The sequence below is a fragment of the Bacteroides sp. FSHCM14E1 genome (assembly GCF_019633785.1).
Lineage (GTDB): Bacteria > Bacteroidota > Bacteroidia > Bacteroidales > Bacteroidaceae > Bacteroides > Bacteroides hominis.
Genome location: NZ_JADKYL010000002.1, coordinates 564,667 through 580,690, shown reverse-complemented (window position 1 = coordinate 580,690; position 16,024 = coordinate 564,667). Strand labels below are relative to the sequence as shown.

Below are 16,024 nucleotides of genomic sequence, written 5' to 3'. Positions count from 1 at the left end.
TTTTTAGTCGATAATGTCAAATCCGCAGTAAGGAACCAATGCTTTCGGGATCCGAATGCCCTCCGGGGTCTGATGATTTTCCAGCAGGGCTGCTACGATACGGGGTAACGCCAGCGCTGATCCGTTCAGTGTATGGCAAAGCTCGGTCTTTTTTTCTCCGCTGCGATAACGGCATTTCAACCGGTTAGCCTGGTAAGTATCGAAGTTGGATACGGAGCTGACTTCCAGCCAGCGTTTCTGTGCTTCGGAGTATACTTCGAAATCAAAGCAGAGAGCGGCGGTAAAACTCATATCACCGCCACAAAGACGGAGAATGCGGTAAGGAAGTTCTAACTTCTGGAGCAAACCTTCAACGTGATCCAGCATTTCCTGATGTGACTGGCGGGAGTGCTCAGGCTTATCTATACGTACCAATTCTACTTTAGAAAATTCGTGGAGACGGTTCAGGCCGCGTACATCTTTACCGTAGGAACCGGCTTCACGGCGGAAGCACTGTGTGTAAGCACAGTTTTTAATAGGAAGTTGTTTTTCATCCAGAATCACGTCACGGTAGATGTTGGTTACCGGAACTTCGGCTGTCGGGATCAAATAAAGATCGTCTACTTCGCAGTGGTACATTTGTCCTTCTTTGTCCGGAAGTTGTCCCGTTCCGTAACCGGAAGCTGCATTGACAACCGTTGGGGGCATGATTTCAGTATATCCCGATTTACGTGCTTCATCCAGGAAAAAGTTAATCAGTGCACGCTGCAATTGAGCACCTTTACCTTTGTATACCGGAAAACCTGCACCGGTGATTTTTACACCCAGGTCGAAATCGATCAGGTCGTATTTCTTAGCCAGCTCCCAGTGAGGAAGTGCATCTGTTGGGAGTTGAGTTTCCATGCCTCCCATTTTTTCTACAACATTATCCTCGGCGCCAACACCCTCGGGTACGCTGTCATAAGGAATATTGGGAATAGTATACAGCAGATTCAGCATGTCGTTGGCCGCCTGATCCATGTCAGCCTGTAGTGTTTTGTTGGTCTCCTTTATTTCGGCTACACGGGTTTTCGTAGCTTCGGCTTCTTCCTTTTTTCCTTCTTTCATTAGCTGGCCGATGGTTTTCGAGAGCGAATTTACCTCTGCCAGGTTTTTATCTAATTGGTTTTGTGTATTACGTCTTTTGTCATTCACTTCAATCACTTGGGCAATTGTTTCTTTGGCCCCTTTGAAGTGTTTCTTTTCCAGACCGCGGATTACCGCATCTGTGTTTTCTGTAATTTGTTTAATGGTAAGCATATCTATACTTTATTTATGAACTTTCTTCTTTGAGTTTACAAAGATATATAAAAATAAGATAAGAGGATACGTCTTGTATAAAAAAGAAAAGAGACGCAATCAACCGATTGCATCTCTTTCTTCAATTTCTTACAATTTCCTTTAAACTCCGGAAATTTATGCTTCTGTTGCTTCAGCAGGGATGATAGAAACATATCTTCTGTCTTCTCTACCTACTTTGAAACTTACAGTTCCGTCTACTAAAGCGAAAAGAGTGTGGTCCTTACCCATACCGATGTTTTCACCCGGGTGGAATTCAGTACCTCTTTGACGAACGATGATGTTACCTGCTTTGCAAGCTTCGCCACCAAATATCTTAACGCCTAATCTTTTGCTCTGTGATTCGCGGCCGTTCTTAGAACTACCGACACCTTTCTTATGTGCCATTTCTTCTTACTTTTAAAAATTGATTAAGCTACTACTTCTGTAATTGTTAACTCTGTGAACTGCTGACGGTGACCGTTCAACTTTCTGTGACCTTTTCTTCTTTTCTTGTGGAAAACAAGTACTTTGTCACCTTTAACCAGGCTTGAAACAATCTGGCAGACTACTTTTGCACCGTCTACAGTAGGAGCACCTACAGTAACGTTTCCGTCTTTGTCTACCAAAAGAACTTTGTCAAATTCTACAGTTGCACCATTCTCTGCATTCTGAATGTGGTGAACGAACAATTTCTGGCCAGCTTCAGCTTTAAATTGCTGACCGTTGATTTCTACAATTGCGTACATCTTATATAAATAAATGTAAGTTAGCTCCGTCGGGTGGTCTTTAATCACTTAAAAAACACTTGCTCAAACCCGGTGCGGAATAATCAGGGCACAAAATTACTGCTTTTATTTGTTTCGGACAAGTTTTTCTTTTTCTTTTTTGTTGTGCAGTATGTTATTTTACTCTTTTTCTTCTTTCAGGCAGGGGCAGTTAGAAGGTTGATTACTAAATGGAATATGACTTTATTCATTCTGTCACTTTGATAATCGGAACTCCTCAGAATCGTTTATTTCGGACGGGGACGCTTGCCCGAATGAAAAAACGCATTCTACAGTTTTTCCCTGATGACATATTTCTTTGGATTTTTGATTGATTGTATGCATGAGGAAAGAAAAGATGTCTTGACGGCGGTGAAAGTGTTGCGGATGGGATCGTATCCCGGTTATTCTGTCATTCCAGAAAGCTCTGCCTGCGGGTGCCAACCGGAAGATGGAGTGTTCCTTTCAAGCCGGATTTTGAATAACAATAGGAGATATTGGAGAAAACAATAGGAGATATTTTCAAAACACAAGGACATTTTTGGTAAATGCTTACTTCTTTCCGGGTAAATGCTTACTTCTTTCTGCTAAAATGCCTGCTTCTTTTCGCAAAAAGCCCGGCTCTCCAATCTCGGAAGCCCGGCTCTCCGGCTCCAAAAGCCTTCGTTTGGCTTTCTTCTTCTCTCCGAACATTGGAAACGGACAAGGGCTCTGTTATAAAAAACGGATGTTTGCTTTCTTTTTGCACCGTTATTCGGCGAATGGATAACATCCGGTTGATTGCTCAGAGCGAACAGTCGGCTTTGTCGTCCGGAACGGAAATTAGCTGACCAAGGGAACTGATGATTCTGTCGTAGGGATAAGCCTGAAACTCTTCGGCAGTGGTCATACCGCTGGTAACACCGGCAAAAGAAACTCCGGCAGCGGCGGCCGTTCCTGCATCCACTGTACTGTCGCCGATGTATAATACTTCTTCGGGGCATGCCTTCAATCGGTCAATGGCAAGTAACAAACCTTCAGGATCGGGTTTATGATGTGTCACATCTTCACCTCCGATAATAATGTCAAACCAATCATCCGGCATGTGATTTTTCAGGAAACTCAGTATCCGGAACCGGTATTTGGTTGAAATGATTCCGATACGGGCCCCTTGTTTTTTCAGGTACGTAAGCGTGGGGAGAGTATCCGGGAAAAGGATGGTGTTTGCATTCATATATACATCTGCCTCTTTGGCATACTCTTGTCTGAATGCTTCCAGTTGACTGGCGTCAGTAATTCCTGTAAGGATGCTGAATGATTCTTCAAGCGTTTTCCCAATGGTACGTTTAATGGTATCATCGGTGACACCGGTGTAGCCGTGTCTCTCGAGCACGCTTCTGAAGCAGGTTACGATACCGCGTGAAGAGTCTGCTAACGTATAGTCAAAGTCGAATAAATAAACCGTGTATTTCATTTGCGGAATTTTCGGCAAAGATAGTGATTTTTTTATTTCAATAAAGCTTATTTGCGCACTCTGCCTCCCGATATCCAATGGGTACGGTAATAGGGCTCGTTGAGGCTGCTGACAATTACCCCTTGGCTGGTGCTGGCATGAACAAACTTTCCATCCTTGAGATAGATGCCCACGTGGGCCACTTTTCTGCGCGATTTCCGGCTGCTGAAAAATACCAGATCGCCTTCCCGAAGATTCCGCCGGGCAACTTTGCTGCTCTCTTTCTTCTGGCCGTCTGTACTTCGTTGCAGTTTGATGTGATACACCTTTTTATAAATCTGGCAAGTCATTCCCGAGCAGTCAGTACCACGTTTCGTCTCCCCACCTCCCCGGTAAGGGGTACCTATCCACTGGGCCGCCTCCAGATAAAGTTTGTGATTATCTTCCATTCCGATGTCCACACCCAGGCGTACAGAAGCGCGGGCGAGTGCCTTATAATCAAGTCTGGGGACAGAAGTACGGCAAGCACTCAAGCTGACAACCAAAGCAGTAAGGAGCAACAGATTAAAAAGATGTCTCTTCATACGTTTTTATTCTTCTACATTAAAGTAATCTTCCAGTTCTTTTTCAGCCGAATTATTCTCGTTCACAATGTCACGGATGATAATTCCGTGTTCAAGTACTGCGATGCGGGGACAAACATCCACCGTGTGGTTCAGATTATGGCTCGAAATGATGACTGTGGCATTATGTTCTTCATTATACTTTTTCAGCAGGTGCTTGATTACGGATTGCGAACTCGGATCGAGAAAGTTGAATGGTTCATCCAAAATTATCAATTTGGGATAATGCAACATGGCCGATATGATTCCTATTTTTTGCTTATTTCCCGCGGAAAAATTACGGATAAACTTCTTTTGCCCCAGTACTTCTCCGTTCATAAAACGTTCGAAAGCGGTCAAACGTTCATCCACCTCCTCTTTTTTCAGTCCATACATTTTGCCGATGAAATAGAAATACTCCTCCGGAGTCAGGTAGCCGATCAGAAAACCATCATCGATAAATGCACCGGTGAAACTTTTCCAGTCTTCACTTTGATTCACATGGATGTCATTAATAATGACCTCTCCGGAGTCAGCTTTCAGCAAATCTAACATTAAACGGAATAAAGTTGTTTTTCCGGCTCCATTGTTACCTACCAGGCCAATCATTTCTCCTTGATTGATTGTGTAGCTATCGATATCGATAGCTGTTTGGGTACCGAAATTTTTTTGGAGGTTATGTATGGTAATCATATTCTTTTTTGTTTGATAAATATTGAATCGTTATTTACTATCTCTGAATCCTTCCATATTTTCGTAGCGGCGTTGCATGAAACGGACATATACATTGTTTATCCACATAGGGGAGGTCAGGGTGAAGCCTAATCCGATGATTAATATAACAATGTAGGCCCATGTTTGTCCCAGCAGCATGGGGAGCGTACCATAGAGTGTGGTTGGTACGATGAAAACTCCAAGACTGATTAGCATCTGCATTCCGCTATTCGTGCTTTGTTTGCCTGTGATGCTTTCATTGAGTGGTACGGTTTTATGGTTGTATACCGCCAGTTGGAACAAGATGCAATAGACGGGACCTGTTGTCAGAAAGATTAGTGCGACAGCACCCAGCAGGCTGGCTTTTCCCATCACAAAAGCCGGTATCAGCAGGATCAGCGGAATGATTTCCGCCAAGCTATAGATATAATATTTGGCTGTCAACAGGCTTTTGATAGATTCTTTGCGAGTCATCAGTCCGTCGATATAGTTTCCTTCAAATCCCATAAGTTGTATCAGAATCACCATACCGAATCCAAGGAAAGAGTATACCAGGACAAAACTCTTCATGTGGTCATACGTACTGCTGAAACTCAGTATGATGGAGAAGATGATTACGAGCATTGCTACCGATCGGAGTGAGGCCTTACAGCGTTTGTTTCGTAGGAGCATTTTCAACTCCAGGCGCATGTATTCGCCCACCTCTCCGTAACGTTCCAGGAAACGGTATTCGGATACGGTTTTTACTTTTGTGTCTTCTACTTTATTGATTTCGTTGTATATTAAACCGGTCATCACTTTACGGTTGATACACCATATCAGAACAGTGGCTGCCAATGTACCCAGGTAAGCAAGTAGATTTCCTTCGATATAACCTTCTCCCAAGTTCATGAAAAAGTCACTTATAAATTCCGTTTTGGGAATAAAAATAGCGATGGCAATTCCACTGTAGACAACGATGGGAAGTAACACCCACCAAATATGTTCGTTAATCAGCGTACGGCAAAGCAGATACCAATATCCGTTGAAAACCATCAGTAACCAAATGCCGATGCTGTAAGTGAGAACTCCTGATATTCCATAAAAAGGAAAGACTGTGAGTGCTGCGAACGGCACGAACAGGAACAGCCAGATAAGATTGAAAGAGCTGAGCCCGTGGCGGAGAAGCAGAAAGTCGAGTATACGGCTTCGTTTTACCGGAAGTAGCAGGTAAGGTTTTACTTCTTGTGTAGGAGTTTTTTGGAAGGGGAAACGTATTACAAAGTCCAGGGCAAGCGCAAATATCAGTCCACTGTTCAAAATATGATAGGCTTCCATATTGGGAACTTCTGTGCTGATGGCTTTTGCCAGACCGATGCCAATAAATATAAAGTAAGCACCCCAGAAAATAAAGGAGGCATACATGATGTATTTGCCGATTTTATTCTTTTCGTACATCGGATGCCGTTTGGCAGCAAGTTTGCCGTGTCGACGCAATTCGTTGAATAGCATAGTTTGTTATAGTTTAAGGGAGGGGGGAGAGCAAAACCACCACAGATTACACCGGTTTTCATTGTCTGAGTTTCATTCTCGGATTTTGAATGACTGTGATTCTAATCTGTGAAATCTGTGGTGGAAAAGATTTTTTGATGCTCTTTGCTTTTAGGATTGATTATTTATTTTCCGCACTGACCATTGTCACTTCCACCTCGTTCTTTTGTTTGAACAGGTCGTCTGCGAATTTCCGAATATCATTTACCGTAATGCTGTTGACTATCTTTTCGTAGTCATTCACACGGTTAACGCCGGTATACAGGTATTCGTCGATACTTCCCAACCAGTAGCTATTCTCTTTCAGGTCCTCGGTATGCTTTTTCAGCATGTACTCTTTCACCTTATTCAAGTTGGTTTCTGACGGACCGGTTTTCGCTATGTCGGTTATCTCGTCAAAGATGATTTTCATCAATTTCTCTTTCTTGTCGGGGGCTGTATCGAAGATAATCTGCAAAAATATTTTTTCTTTGGGATATTTTTGTAACCTTCCACCTACGTATACTCCATAGGTACCTCCCTCGTCTTCACGTACTTTTTCTGTGTAAACCAGATCAAGTATCTGGCTTGTCATGCCGAGCAGAAGGTTGTTTCTCAGATCATATTTGCAGTCTCCGCTATAAAACACGAATACCGAAGCTTTGGGCGTTTCCTGTTTCTTGGTGAATTCGTTCTTGTAAACACCCTGACGCACTTCTATTTTGTTATCTTTAAAAGTCTCCTGACGATTGATGGCAGGGAGTGCACCCAGATATTCTGCAATGACCGGTTTCATCTTTTCTACATCTACGTTACCGACAAAGATGAATGTGAAGTCGCTTGCATCTTTAAAACGATCCTGATACATAGACAGAATCTTATTGTAATCCATCTGATCCACCATATCGGCTTTTATGCGTCTGGCTCTCGGATGATTCATATAAACACCGGCCTGGATAGAGTCGTTGAATGCCACATTCGGGTTCAGTTCCTGATTTTTTAACGCTGCTTTACTACGACTTTTATAAGATGCAAATGCATCGTTGTCTCTGCGCGGGGCGGTGAATGTGAGGTAAGTGAGCTGCATCATCGTTTCAAAATCCTTGGGAGAGCAACTTCCTGAAACGTTTTCGGTCGTGAGTGAGATGTTGTAATTGACCGATGCTTTTTTTCCGGCAAGCACTTTCTCAAGATCTACTGCACTGAAGTTACCTAAACCACCGGCGCCGACAGCATCCAGACCACTTATATTAATGATTTCCGAATCGGGGAATAAAGAACTGCCTCCCAGACTGACACCTTTCATACGGATTTCGTCTGCTTTGAAATCGGTCTTTTTTATAATTACCTTTACCCCGTTAGATAGAGTCAGAGTAGTTGTTCCAAAGATATCATCTTTCGTTTCGGAAACAATTTTCCCCCCTTTCGGAGCTTCGGCCATCAAAGGTTCGTCTGATACCTTGTCTACATAAGCAGTCAGTTTCTCCGCTTTTGCATCTTTCAGCAGTTTGTTTATGGTCGCTTCGGAAGGCAGTTTCAGACCTTCTTTTTCAGGAGCGAAAAGAGCTACTACCTGATTATTATCCGTAATAAGCCCTTTCATCAATTGGTTGATTGCTGCCACCGGAATATTTGGAGCTATCTGATTGATAAAAGTATATTCGTTTTCAATACCCGGTATTGGTTCGTTATCAAGGAAGTGACGGACATATTCGTCCACATATTTATTATTTTTCTGTTTATCCCGTTCGTTGTAAGCCGACTCCAATTGGCGTAAGTATTCTGCACGGGCACGGTTGTATTCCGTTTCGGTAAAGCCGAACTGGCGGGCACGTTCTATTTCGCGCAGCAGGGTGGCGATACCATTATCTATGCTGTCTTCTTTGCAGACCACAACTCCGAGAAAGGCATCCTTGGTTTTGGATACGAAAAAGTTGCCGTCTTGCGTTCCGGCATAGATATAAGGCGGGTTAGCCGTTTGTGCCAATTCATTTAAACGTGCGTTCAGCATACTGCTGATCAGATCCTTGGCATACTGCTGTATCAGGTAGTCCACATTGCCTTTCTGATTGTCAGGAATTGCTTCGTGCTTATTGAAAAGAAGAACCTGTACATGAGGTTGTTCCTTATCTTTCAGGATACAGATGATCGGTTCTTTATTATCGGCAACCGGATAATAGATGCGTTCGGCGGCATTCGGCTGTGCCGGAATATCGGCGAACATTGTTTTGATCTTGGCTTCTACGGCATCTACGTCGATATCACCGACAATGACGATTCCCTGTAGGTCCGGACGGTACCACTTTTCATAGTAGTCTCTCAGTGTTTGTGGCTTGAAGTTCATCACTACGTCCATGGTTCCAATGGGGAAACTGTTGGCATATTTATCGCCCGGATACATCATCGGTAGAAGTTTCTCTTGCATACGCATCATGGCACTCATACGGGTACGCCATTCCTCATTGATGACACCTCGTTCTTTATCAATTTCCTTCGGATCGAGGGTCAGGTCATTGCTCCAGTCGTGGAGGATCAGTAAACAAGAATCTACTGCTCCGGGGGTGTTGACCGGTACATTGGAGATGTTGTAAACCGTTTCGTCGATGGAAGTATATGCATTCAGATTCTCACCGAACTTTACTCCGATACGTTCCAGATACTGTTTCAGCGCATCACCCGGGAAGTGAGTGGTCCCATTGAAACACATATGTTCCAGAAAGTGTGCCAATCCACGTTGGTTTTCTTCTTCTTGGATAGAACCCACTTTCTGGGCAATGTAGAAGTCGGCACGGTTGGCGGGCAGATTGTTCTTACGGATGTAGTAAGTCAGACCATTGTCTAACTTTCCGATACGTACATTCTTGTCAATAGGGATGGGCGGCATTTGCTGTGCAAAGGCCTGCTGGAAGTTGCAGCACAGGATGACTGCAACGAAAAGTAAACCACGGAATAAATGTTTCATTGCTATACTGTTTTTGAATTCTATCTACCGCAGCATACACTGATCACACTCTCGTTTTTGATGTTTTTATATACAAGATTCTGTGCTTTCAGTGCGTTCTGTGGTGAATAATCTTGTTTCTGTTTTTTCTATCAGTCGCATTGCCGGGAAGTAAATCACATAATCGCTTCTCTAATTTTCACCAGTTTAGTCAATAATCCTTCCAATAGGTCAAGCTTCAGCATATTGGCACCGTCACTTTTGGCTACTGTGGGATTTTCGTGCGTTTCAATGAAAAGTCCGTCGACACCGACAGCGATACCGGCTTTGGCCACCGTCTCAATCAATTGCGGCATTCCTCCCGTTACTCCATTTGTCTGATTAGGTTGTTGCAATGAGTGGGTTACATCCAGAATGACCGGATAACCAAAAGATTGCATTTCCGGTATACCCCTGTAATCAATCACCAAGTCCTGATAACCAAATGTTGTTCCACGTTCAGTCAGCATCACGTTCTTGTTTCCGGCTTCTATCACTTTGTCGGCTGCAAATTGCATGGCGAGTGGGGAGAGAAACTGTCCTTTTTTGATGTTAATCGTTTTTCCGGTTTTAGCTGCCGCCACCAGCAAGTCCGTCTGTCGGCACAAGAAGGCCGGGATTTGCAGAATATCTACATAACTGGCCGCCATGGCCGCTTCGTCGGCAGCGTGAATATCTGTTACGGTAGGTATTCCGAAGGTTTTGTGCACTTTTTCGAGAACCTTTAATGCCTTTTCATCACCAATTCCCATGAATGAATCCATGCGTGAGCGGTTAGCTTTGCGATATGAACCTTTGAATACATAAGGAATTCCCAGTTTATCGGTGATGTTTACTATTCTTTCGGCAATTCGCATGGCCATCTCTTCACCTTCGATAACACATGGTCCGGCCAATAGGAAGAAGTTTCCCGTCTTATTGTTTTTCAGTTGTTCTATCATAACATTTATATTTTATCAATTGGGTATAATCAATGTGGTTGCTTCCGGAATAATTCCTATTTCGATGGGAAAATGACGTGGCAGGAGACGTCCGTCAAGGTCGACTGCGGCATTTTGTGCACGCAATACCTTTACTTTCCGGGTGCGATAAGACTTCACGACTTTATGATTCAGGATACGTCCCTGGATAAGCATCCAAAGTCCGGATATTATTTGCAGGAACTCAGGACGGTAGATGACTGATACATCTAACCAGCCATTATAAGGAACAGCGCTTGGAGTTTGTCCGTATCCGGTAGCGCTTCCTACACAGACTGTCATGATCCGGCCGCGTATATGTTCGTCGTTAATCTTGAGATGTGAGCGATATAGCTTACGTTCGAATATCAACAGGAAAAGAGCTGCCAGGTAGGAGAGGAACTTTACGCCCCAGAAACGTTTGGTTTGATCGGTGATTTTTACGATACGTGCCCCTAACCCTATGTTAACGGCATTCAGGAAATAACGTCGCCGGTGCTTCTCGCCATCGTAAAAATTGCAGTAACCTACATCTATTTTCTTTCGGCGGTTGTTAATGATCCAGTCCACTGCCTGCTTATATTCCAGGTTCAGTTCCCAATATCTGGCAAAGTCGTTTCCAATTCCGTTAGGGATGATACCAATGGCTATTTCGTCTTTTTTTTCTGCATTCGAGCTCATAATGCCGTTGATGGCGTCATTCAGTGCACCGTCTCCCCCCACAACTACGATGGTTCGGTAACCATTGTTGGCCAAAATTCCGGCAAGTCGTTCTACTGAACCGAAACCTTCGGACTGCACATAGTCGTATGACACTCCTTTAGAGTCCATGTACTCTTTAATTTCTTTCCATCGTTTCTGCACTTTTCGTGTGCCTGCTTTGGGATTGTAGATTACACCCCATTTCCCAGGTTCTACGCTCATGGATTTTACATTTATTATTTCGTACTTCTAATTCAATCTCTCTGTCAGCGAACCGGTTTCTTGCTTAAGCGGTAGATCATTCGTTTATTAACAACGGACTTACCGTACTTTAACCGTCTGACATTGGTTATTTATTAGCTTTTCCCTCGTCCTTTAGCTCGTCCCGCATACGCGGGCTCATCGTCCCGCCTGCCTGGGCTCATTAGCCCGCGTACGCGGGCTAATGAGCCCAGGCAGGCGGGACGAGTTGATGAACAAAGCAAAGGCTGTTAAGAACTTCGCCAAAGTTACTAAAACTCTTTGAGTTTCTGCTTTACAAAGTTAATCTTTTCCTCCATCGGAAGTGAAGCATTTACCCAATGAATGGTAAAGCCCCTTCGCTCCATTCCCCTAAACCAGGTCATTTGCCGTTTGGCAAACTGATGAATGGCAGTTTCCAAGCCCGTGAACATTTCCTTATACGTCATTTTCCCAATAACATGCAGAGTCAGGTATTTGTATTCCAACCCATAATAAATCAGGTCATCCGGATGGATTCCTTGTGCCAATAAGCGGCGTACCTCTTCTATCATGCCGTCATCCAGCCTTTGCTTCAGCCGGCGGGTGATTTTTTCCCGTCGTAACTCCCGGTCGATGTCCACTCCGATAATCAGGCTGTTCAGTTGTGGAAACTCTCTTTCTTCTATCGGCGTCTTTGCGTAATATTCTTCAATTTCGATGGCGCGGATTGCCCGTTTAACGGTATCTACATCTGTCGAGTTATGAAGTGTCTTATACTGGCTTAATATGCCGGTCAGTTCTTCCAATGATTTTTCCGCCAGACGTGTGCGCAATTCTTGATTTTCGGGGACGGGAATCAGGCGATATCCTTTCAGTACCGATTCCAGATACAGTCCCGTACCTCCACATAGAACGGGAAGGCGCCCTTTTTGTTTAATAGTCTCGTAAGCTGTCAGGAAATCACGTTGATACTCAAAAACATTGTATTTATAACCCGGGTCGGCAATATCGATCAAGTGATAGGGAATTTGCTGCCCGTTGATGGTGTAATCTTCCAGATCTTTGCCTGTTCCGAGGTCCATTCCCCGGTAAATCTGGCGTGAATCGGCACTGATGATTTCAGTATCTAAGTCTGCAGCTAATGCGGCAGCAAAAGGGGTTTTACCTGAAGCGGTGGGGCCAAGTATGGCAATCAGATCATAGTCCGGCATGGTCATAACTTTATTAATGATTGGACAAAGATATGAAAAAGGAAGTGAAAAGCAGATGTTAAACTCTTAAATGGTGTTATAAAACATGCTTTTTTTCTTGTATTATTTGCAGATAACCAAAGAGTGCGTATCTTTGCAATGTGTTTTTCATAGTATTAGATTTAAGGTTAACAAAGGTTGGAGCAAGGCGTTGCTCCTTTTTTTATGTCCTAATCTCTCTTATGCGTTGTGCATCCATATAGATAACATCTTCTTTTTCAAAACAATGATATTGATGAATGATACCAGTAAGAACAGCAATATGCCGATAGTGAATGTGGGCCAAAGTGATCCGGAGGGTATCTGTGGGAAAAGTGAGTTTAGTGTTTCGAGATAAGATGCACGTGTCCACGAAACAATTCCTATGGATAATAACATCACTACAATATTAAGTCCTACTGTCAGGGTCTGATAGGGGAGTGCCACTTTCGAAGGGCTGTATCCTATCAGAAGCAGGCTTTCCAGCTTGGTGGTGTTTTTTTGCAGTAACAAGAAAATGCTGAGCATCAATATATAGAAAGAGAGCAAGCTGATGAATAGTCCCACAGCCAGAACGATACCCACAATCAGTCTCAGGAAATAAGTCGTTTTACCGGCATCCAGTTTCCCGTCTTCCGTTTCATAACCTTTCTGCTGAAAATATTTTGCGATAGAGGCGTCAGCCGGGTTGTTTACTTCAACAATCAGTCGTGAAGGATCTGCCTGACGATCCGGTGCGAAGTTCTTGTTAGCCCAATCCATGAACGATTGTGGAACCAGAATGGTGTTCAACCGGTTGGAAAAGCCGACGATATTCCCCTTGTATTGCTCTACCCGTCCATTCCCCTTCATCAGGATGTCCATCTGGATCAGACTCATCAGGCCTTCCGAGAGTTTAGGCAGGTTTCGGCTTTGGGCAAAACCAAAGTTATACAGGTTCAGATAATTGCGTGGAATGATGATGGGGAGGGTATGGGTATTTTCATCGAAGTACCATTTGTCGAGGTTGACGTCTACGAATTCGTCAGGGACGGCTTCGAAAAACATTTCCGTAGAAAGGTGTACTCCTGCTTCCTGCATTCCCAGACCGGCGGATACTTTAAATTGCGAAGGGGTGAAAGCGCCTACTGTTAGGGTGAATGACTGTTGTTTCAGTTCCTCGATTTCTTCGGGGGAGAAGGTGTTATTCTTACCTGCGAAAGTCCCTAATGTACTGATTTTCTTGGTAGCAATAATATAATCTTTCTTCATGAAACTATCCCCTTCGGTAAAGATGGGAAGTACATCTTTGTAGAATTGTGCGCTGAGCAACACAATGACCATCCCGAAAAGGTTGGCAAAAAAGAAACCGGTCAACTGACCGATGCTGATATGCTGACGGAGCAGCTTCCAGACTAAGTTGTTCATAATTTTAATATTCTGTCATACTTTAACTCGATATGCTTTCCGATGGACGTCACGATGATACCCGCCCCTTGTTTCTTGGCTTCTCCCGTCACTAACTCTTCCATGATATGTGCGTTGTCATCGTCAAGATGGCTGATGGGTTCATCCAGGAAAATAAAGTCGAAGGGTTGACAAAGTGACCGGATGAACGCCACTCTTTGTTGTTGTCCGAAAGATAGTTTTCCTGCTTTTACATTCAACTTGTCCGAAAGTCCCAGTGCTTCGAACAATGCCAATACCTCTTTCCGGGTTTTATATCCGGTTAGGTTATTCTTTAACCGGATATTTTCGATGGCAGTCAGCTCTGTGAAAATGCGCAAATCCTGAAATAGCATACTCAGTGAATGCTTCCTGAGTTCAACCCATTGCTTCACCGAGTATGCTTTTATATTGGTTTCATCGAAATTGATAATTCCTTGATAGTCGTTTCGGTAGCCATAGATATAGCTGCATAGCGATGATTTTCCGGTACCGGATGCTGCTTCGATCAGGTAAGATTTTCCTTTATGGAAAAAGAGGTCCTGATGCCATACATCCGAAATGACCGAGTTACGGTCAGCAAACACTTGGGGAAGTGTTTGCTGTAAGTGAATGCTGTTCATACGCTGAAGGTTACATGCCGGCAAATTGTTTGGCAAAGTCTACTATCTGTTTTAAAGCGTTGACATCTTTGTTTTTCAGGAGAATGGCTGTTTCAGTCTTACCTTCGCTGTCACTGAATGCTTCAATATAAGAAATCTGTGAAGCAAGTTTATAGTAAGTCTGGTATTCTTCGCCACCGAAACCGGTTATCATTTTCACGACAGGAAGATCTAAAATGGCATCCATGTTGATAACAAAGAACACATTTTTGCCCTTCATATCCGATACATATCCGGCATCTTTGATTGATTTGTCTACCGGCTTACTGATATTCTTGTAGAGGAGCTCGTCATTGGTGGCATACATTTGTTTGTTACGGATGCCAAAGAACACATTATTGGTGTTCGACTTATAAACGTATTCATTTTCGCCCAGTTGGATGATGTCTTCATTTCTACCTAATTTCAATTCTTTCTTTTTATCGTACAATGCTTTCAAGGCATTTCCGTTCTTTGCGTCGGCATAAGCAGCGAAAGTGGGTGCACTGTTCATGGTTACGTTAATCAGACCGATAGAGATATCACCATCGAAAGATGCGAATAAACTTTTCACCTCCTCGGCTTTTGCAAGTGAAACGTTTCTGCGGAATTCTTCGTTGTTGAGCAATAGGTCATAGAATGCTGCCCCGTTGACTCCTATGTTTAGAAAGGCAAGAGTCGATTCCGGGAAATTCTGGAGGAAAGTTGTATTTAGCTTTTTCACAGCTTGAGCCTGCTTCTTTAGCAGTGCGTCTGTTTCGGCGTTATCCGAATAAGTTTCAATCTGCAGAGCTATCTTTCCTTTCTCAAAGTTGAGATTGCCTACGGCCATTACTTCGCTTAGATCGAGTTGTGAAGAAAGCCCCATACTGATTTGTTGCGAGTATATCTTAGGAACAGCATCCATTGAAGCAAAGAAGTTAATGTCCCCTTTTTGATTTTGCATCTTTTTGAAACCGCTGTTCTTCATGATACTGTTCTCTTCCGTCTGTTTTAATAAAGTAGAGATGGTTTGTTTGGCAACATCCATTTGTGAAGTTCCGTAGGCTTCTGTCAAGACTGCTGCGTTTTCATTAAAAACCAACAGGCTGTTTTTTTGCAGAGTAGTGAAACTATATCCGTCTTCTTCTGCTATCGGCTGGCAGATTCCCTCTTTGGCCATTAAGTCAAGAGAAGCACGCAAGTCGTCGATATTGCTAACCTTGGCAACCATAGCGGGGGTAATGAACGTTTTGGAAGTAAACACAAAGACGGGGGCCTTGATATCGATACCCGATTGGGAAGGATTCTTCATTATCTTTTCCAATTGCTGGAAGGCGGCCGCATTCATTCCGCTTTTCAGGGCTTCCATCATTTTTTGTTTCATTCCTTCGTTTTCTTTATCATTCAGGCCGGCTTTGTCGGCAAGCGTGTTCAGATTGACGGAGGCAACAGCCGAAGCGTCAGCAGGAATCACATGGATATATTCCGCTTTCTTTGAGCAGGCTGCCATGAAAACAATCAGTACTCCCAGTACCGAAAGTCGGGAAATCATTCGTTTTACCAT

The 16,024-nt window shown here is 43.5% G+C and carries 14 protein-coding genes; all 14 read right to left on the bottom strand.

Annotated elements, in window-relative coordinates; all coding sequences use genetic code 11:
- Positions 1–3: 3 nt before the first annotated feature.
- The 14 genes from serS to ISX59_RS05350 all read right to left on the bottom strand — a co-directional run bounded on the left by serS (position 4) and on the right by ISX59_RS05350 (position 16,024).
- Positions 4–1,278, bottom strand: coding sequence for a serine--tRNA ligase (serS, locus tag ISX59_RS05415; RefSeq protein ID WP_220575719.1), 1,275 nt, complete (start codon positions 1,276–1,278; stop codon positions 4–6).
- 156 nt (positions 1,279–1,434) lie between these two features.
- Positions 1,435–1,704, bottom strand: a complete 270-nt coding sequence (gene rpmA / locus ISX59_RS05410) for a 50S ribosomal protein L27 (protein ID WP_005775747.1) — start codon at positions 1,702–1,704, stop codon at positions 1,435–1,437.
- 23 nt (positions 1,705–1,727) lie between these two features.
- The gene (gene rplU, locus ISX59_RS05405) at positions 1,728–2,045 is read right to left on the bottom strand and encodes a 50S ribosomal protein L21 (protein WP_005775748.1); all 318 of its coding nucleotides are present in this window, start codon (positions 2,043–2,045) and stop codon (positions 1,728–1,730) included.
- Between the two features lie 802 nt (positions 2,046–2,847).
- Positions 2,848–3,516 (bottom strand): HAD family hydrolase, encoded by a 669-nt coding sequence (locus ISX59_RS05400; protein WP_032538142.1) that lies wholly within the window; start codon positions 3,514–3,516, stop codon positions 2,848–2,850.
- 47 nt (positions 3,517–3,563) lie between these two features.
- Positions 3,564–4,079 carry a C40 family peptidase gene (locus ISX59_RS05395; protein WP_005810046.1) on the bottom strand — a complete coding sequence of 172 codons (516 nt, stop codon included), beginning with the start codon at positions 4,077–4,079 and terminating at the stop codon, positions 3,564–3,566.
- A gap of 6 nt (positions 4,080–4,085) precedes the next feature.
- Positions 4,086–4,790: an ABC transporter ATP-binding protein gene (locus tag ISX59_RS05390; protein ID WP_005810044.1), complete on the bottom strand. Its 705-nt coding sequence runs from the start codon at positions 4,788–4,790 to the stop codon at positions 4,086–4,088.
- Between the two features lie 30 nt (positions 4,791–4,820).
- Positions 4,821–6,302 (bottom strand): DUF5687 family protein, encoded by a 1,482-nt coding sequence (locus ISX59_RS05385; protein WP_005818637.1) that lies wholly within the window; start codon positions 6,300–6,302, stop codon positions 4,821–4,823.
- Positions 6,303–6,462: 160 nt separating this feature from the next.
- On the bottom strand, positions 6,463–9,282 hold the full coding sequence (locus tag ISX59_RS05380; RefSeq protein ID WP_220575718.1) for a pitrilysin family protein: 2,820 nt from the start codon (positions 9,280–9,282) through the stop codon (positions 6,463–6,465).
- A 155-nt stretch (positions 9,283–9,437) separates the two neighbouring features.
- Entirely contained in the window at positions 9,438–10,241 is an 804-nt protein-coding gene (kdsA, locus tag ISX59_RS05375) for a 3-deoxy-8-phosphooctulonate synthase (RefSeq protein WP_005775756.1), read from the bottom strand.
- Between the two features lie 15 nt (positions 10,242–10,256).
- Positions 10,257–11,183 (bottom strand): diacylglycerol kinase family protein, encoded by a 927-nt coding sequence (locus ISX59_RS05370; protein WP_005810037.1) that lies wholly within the window; start codon positions 11,181–11,183, stop codon positions 10,257–10,259.
- 290 nt (positions 11,184–11,473) lie between these two features.
- On the bottom strand, positions 11,474–12,394 hold the full coding sequence (miaA, locus tag ISX59_RS05365) for a tRNA (adenosine(37)-N6)-dimethylallyltransferase MiaA (protein ID WP_005775759.1): 921 nt from the start codon (positions 12,392–12,394) through the stop codon (positions 11,474–11,476).
- A gap of 219 nt (positions 12,395–12,613) precedes the next feature.
- Positions 12,614–13,819, bottom strand: coding sequence for a hypothetical protein (locus tag ISX59_RS05360; protein WP_032539657.1), 1,206 nt, complete (start codon positions 13,817–13,819; stop codon positions 12,614–12,616).
- Positions 13,816–14,460: an ATP-binding cassette domain-containing protein gene (locus ISX59_RS05355; RefSeq protein WP_032535681.1), complete on the bottom strand. Its 645-nt coding sequence runs from the start codon at positions 14,458–14,460 to the stop codon at positions 13,816–13,818. Before ISX59_RS05355 ends, ISX59_RS05360 begins: the two co-directional genes overlap by 4 nt.
- A 10-nt stretch (positions 14,461–14,470) precedes the next feature.
- Positions 14,471–16,024 (bottom strand): DUF4836 family protein, encoded by a 1,554-nt coding sequence (locus tag ISX59_RS05350; RefSeq protein WP_220575717.1) that lies wholly within the window; start codon positions 16,022–16,024, stop codon positions 14,471–14,473.

Coding starts and splice junctions, on each gene's coding strand:
- serS (WP_220575719.1), bottom strand. CDS start 1,278: ATGCTTACCATTAAACAAATTACAGAAAACACAGATGCGGTAATCCGC.
- rpmA (WP_005775747.1), bottom strand. CDS start 1,704: ATGGCACATAAGAAAGGTGTCGGTAGTTCTAAGAACGGCCGCGAATCA.
- rplU (WP_005775748.1), bottom strand. CDS start 2,045: ATGTACGCAATTGTAGAAATCAACGGTCAGCAATTTAAAGCTGAAGCT.
- ISX59_RS05400 (WP_032538142.1), bottom strand. CDS start 3,516: ATGAAATACACGGTTTATTTATTCGACTTTGACTATACGTTAGCAGAC.
- ISX59_RS05395 (WP_005810046.1), bottom strand. CDS start 4,079: ATGAAGAGACATCTTTTTAATCTGTTGCTCCTTACTGCTTTGGTTGTC.
- ISX59_RS05390 (WP_005810044.1), bottom strand. CDS start 4,790: ATGATTACCATACATAACCTCCAAAAAAATTTCGGTACCCAAACAGCT.
- ISX59_RS05385 (WP_005818637.1), bottom strand. CDS start 6,302: ATGCTATTCAACGAATTGCGTCGACACGGCAAACTTGCTGCCAAACGG.
- ISX59_RS05380 (WP_220575718.1), bottom strand. CDS start 9,282: ATGAAACATTTATTCCGTGGTTTACTTTTCGTTGCAGTCATCCTGTGC.
- kdsA (WP_005775756.1), bottom strand. CDS start 10,241: ATGATAGAACAACTGAAAAACAATAAGACGGGAAACTTCTTCCTATTG.
- ISX59_RS05370 (WP_005810037.1), bottom strand. CDS start 11,183: ATGAGCGTAGAACCTGGGAAATGGGGTGTAATCTACAATCCCAAAGCA.
- miaA (WP_005775759.1), bottom strand. CDS start 12,394: ATGCCGGACTATGATCTGATTGCCATACTTGGCCCCACCGCTTCAGGT.
- ISX59_RS05360 (WP_032539657.1), bottom strand. CDS start 13,819: ATGAACAACTTAGTCTGGAAGCTGCTCCGTCAGCATATCAGCATCGGT.
- ISX59_RS05355 (WP_032535681.1), bottom strand. CDS start 14,460: ATGAACAGCATTCACTTACAGCAAACACTTCCCCAAGTGTTTGCTGAC.
- ISX59_RS05350 (WP_220575717.1), bottom strand. CDS start 16,024: ATGGTAAAACGAATGATTTCCCGACTTTCGGTACTGGGAGTACTGATT.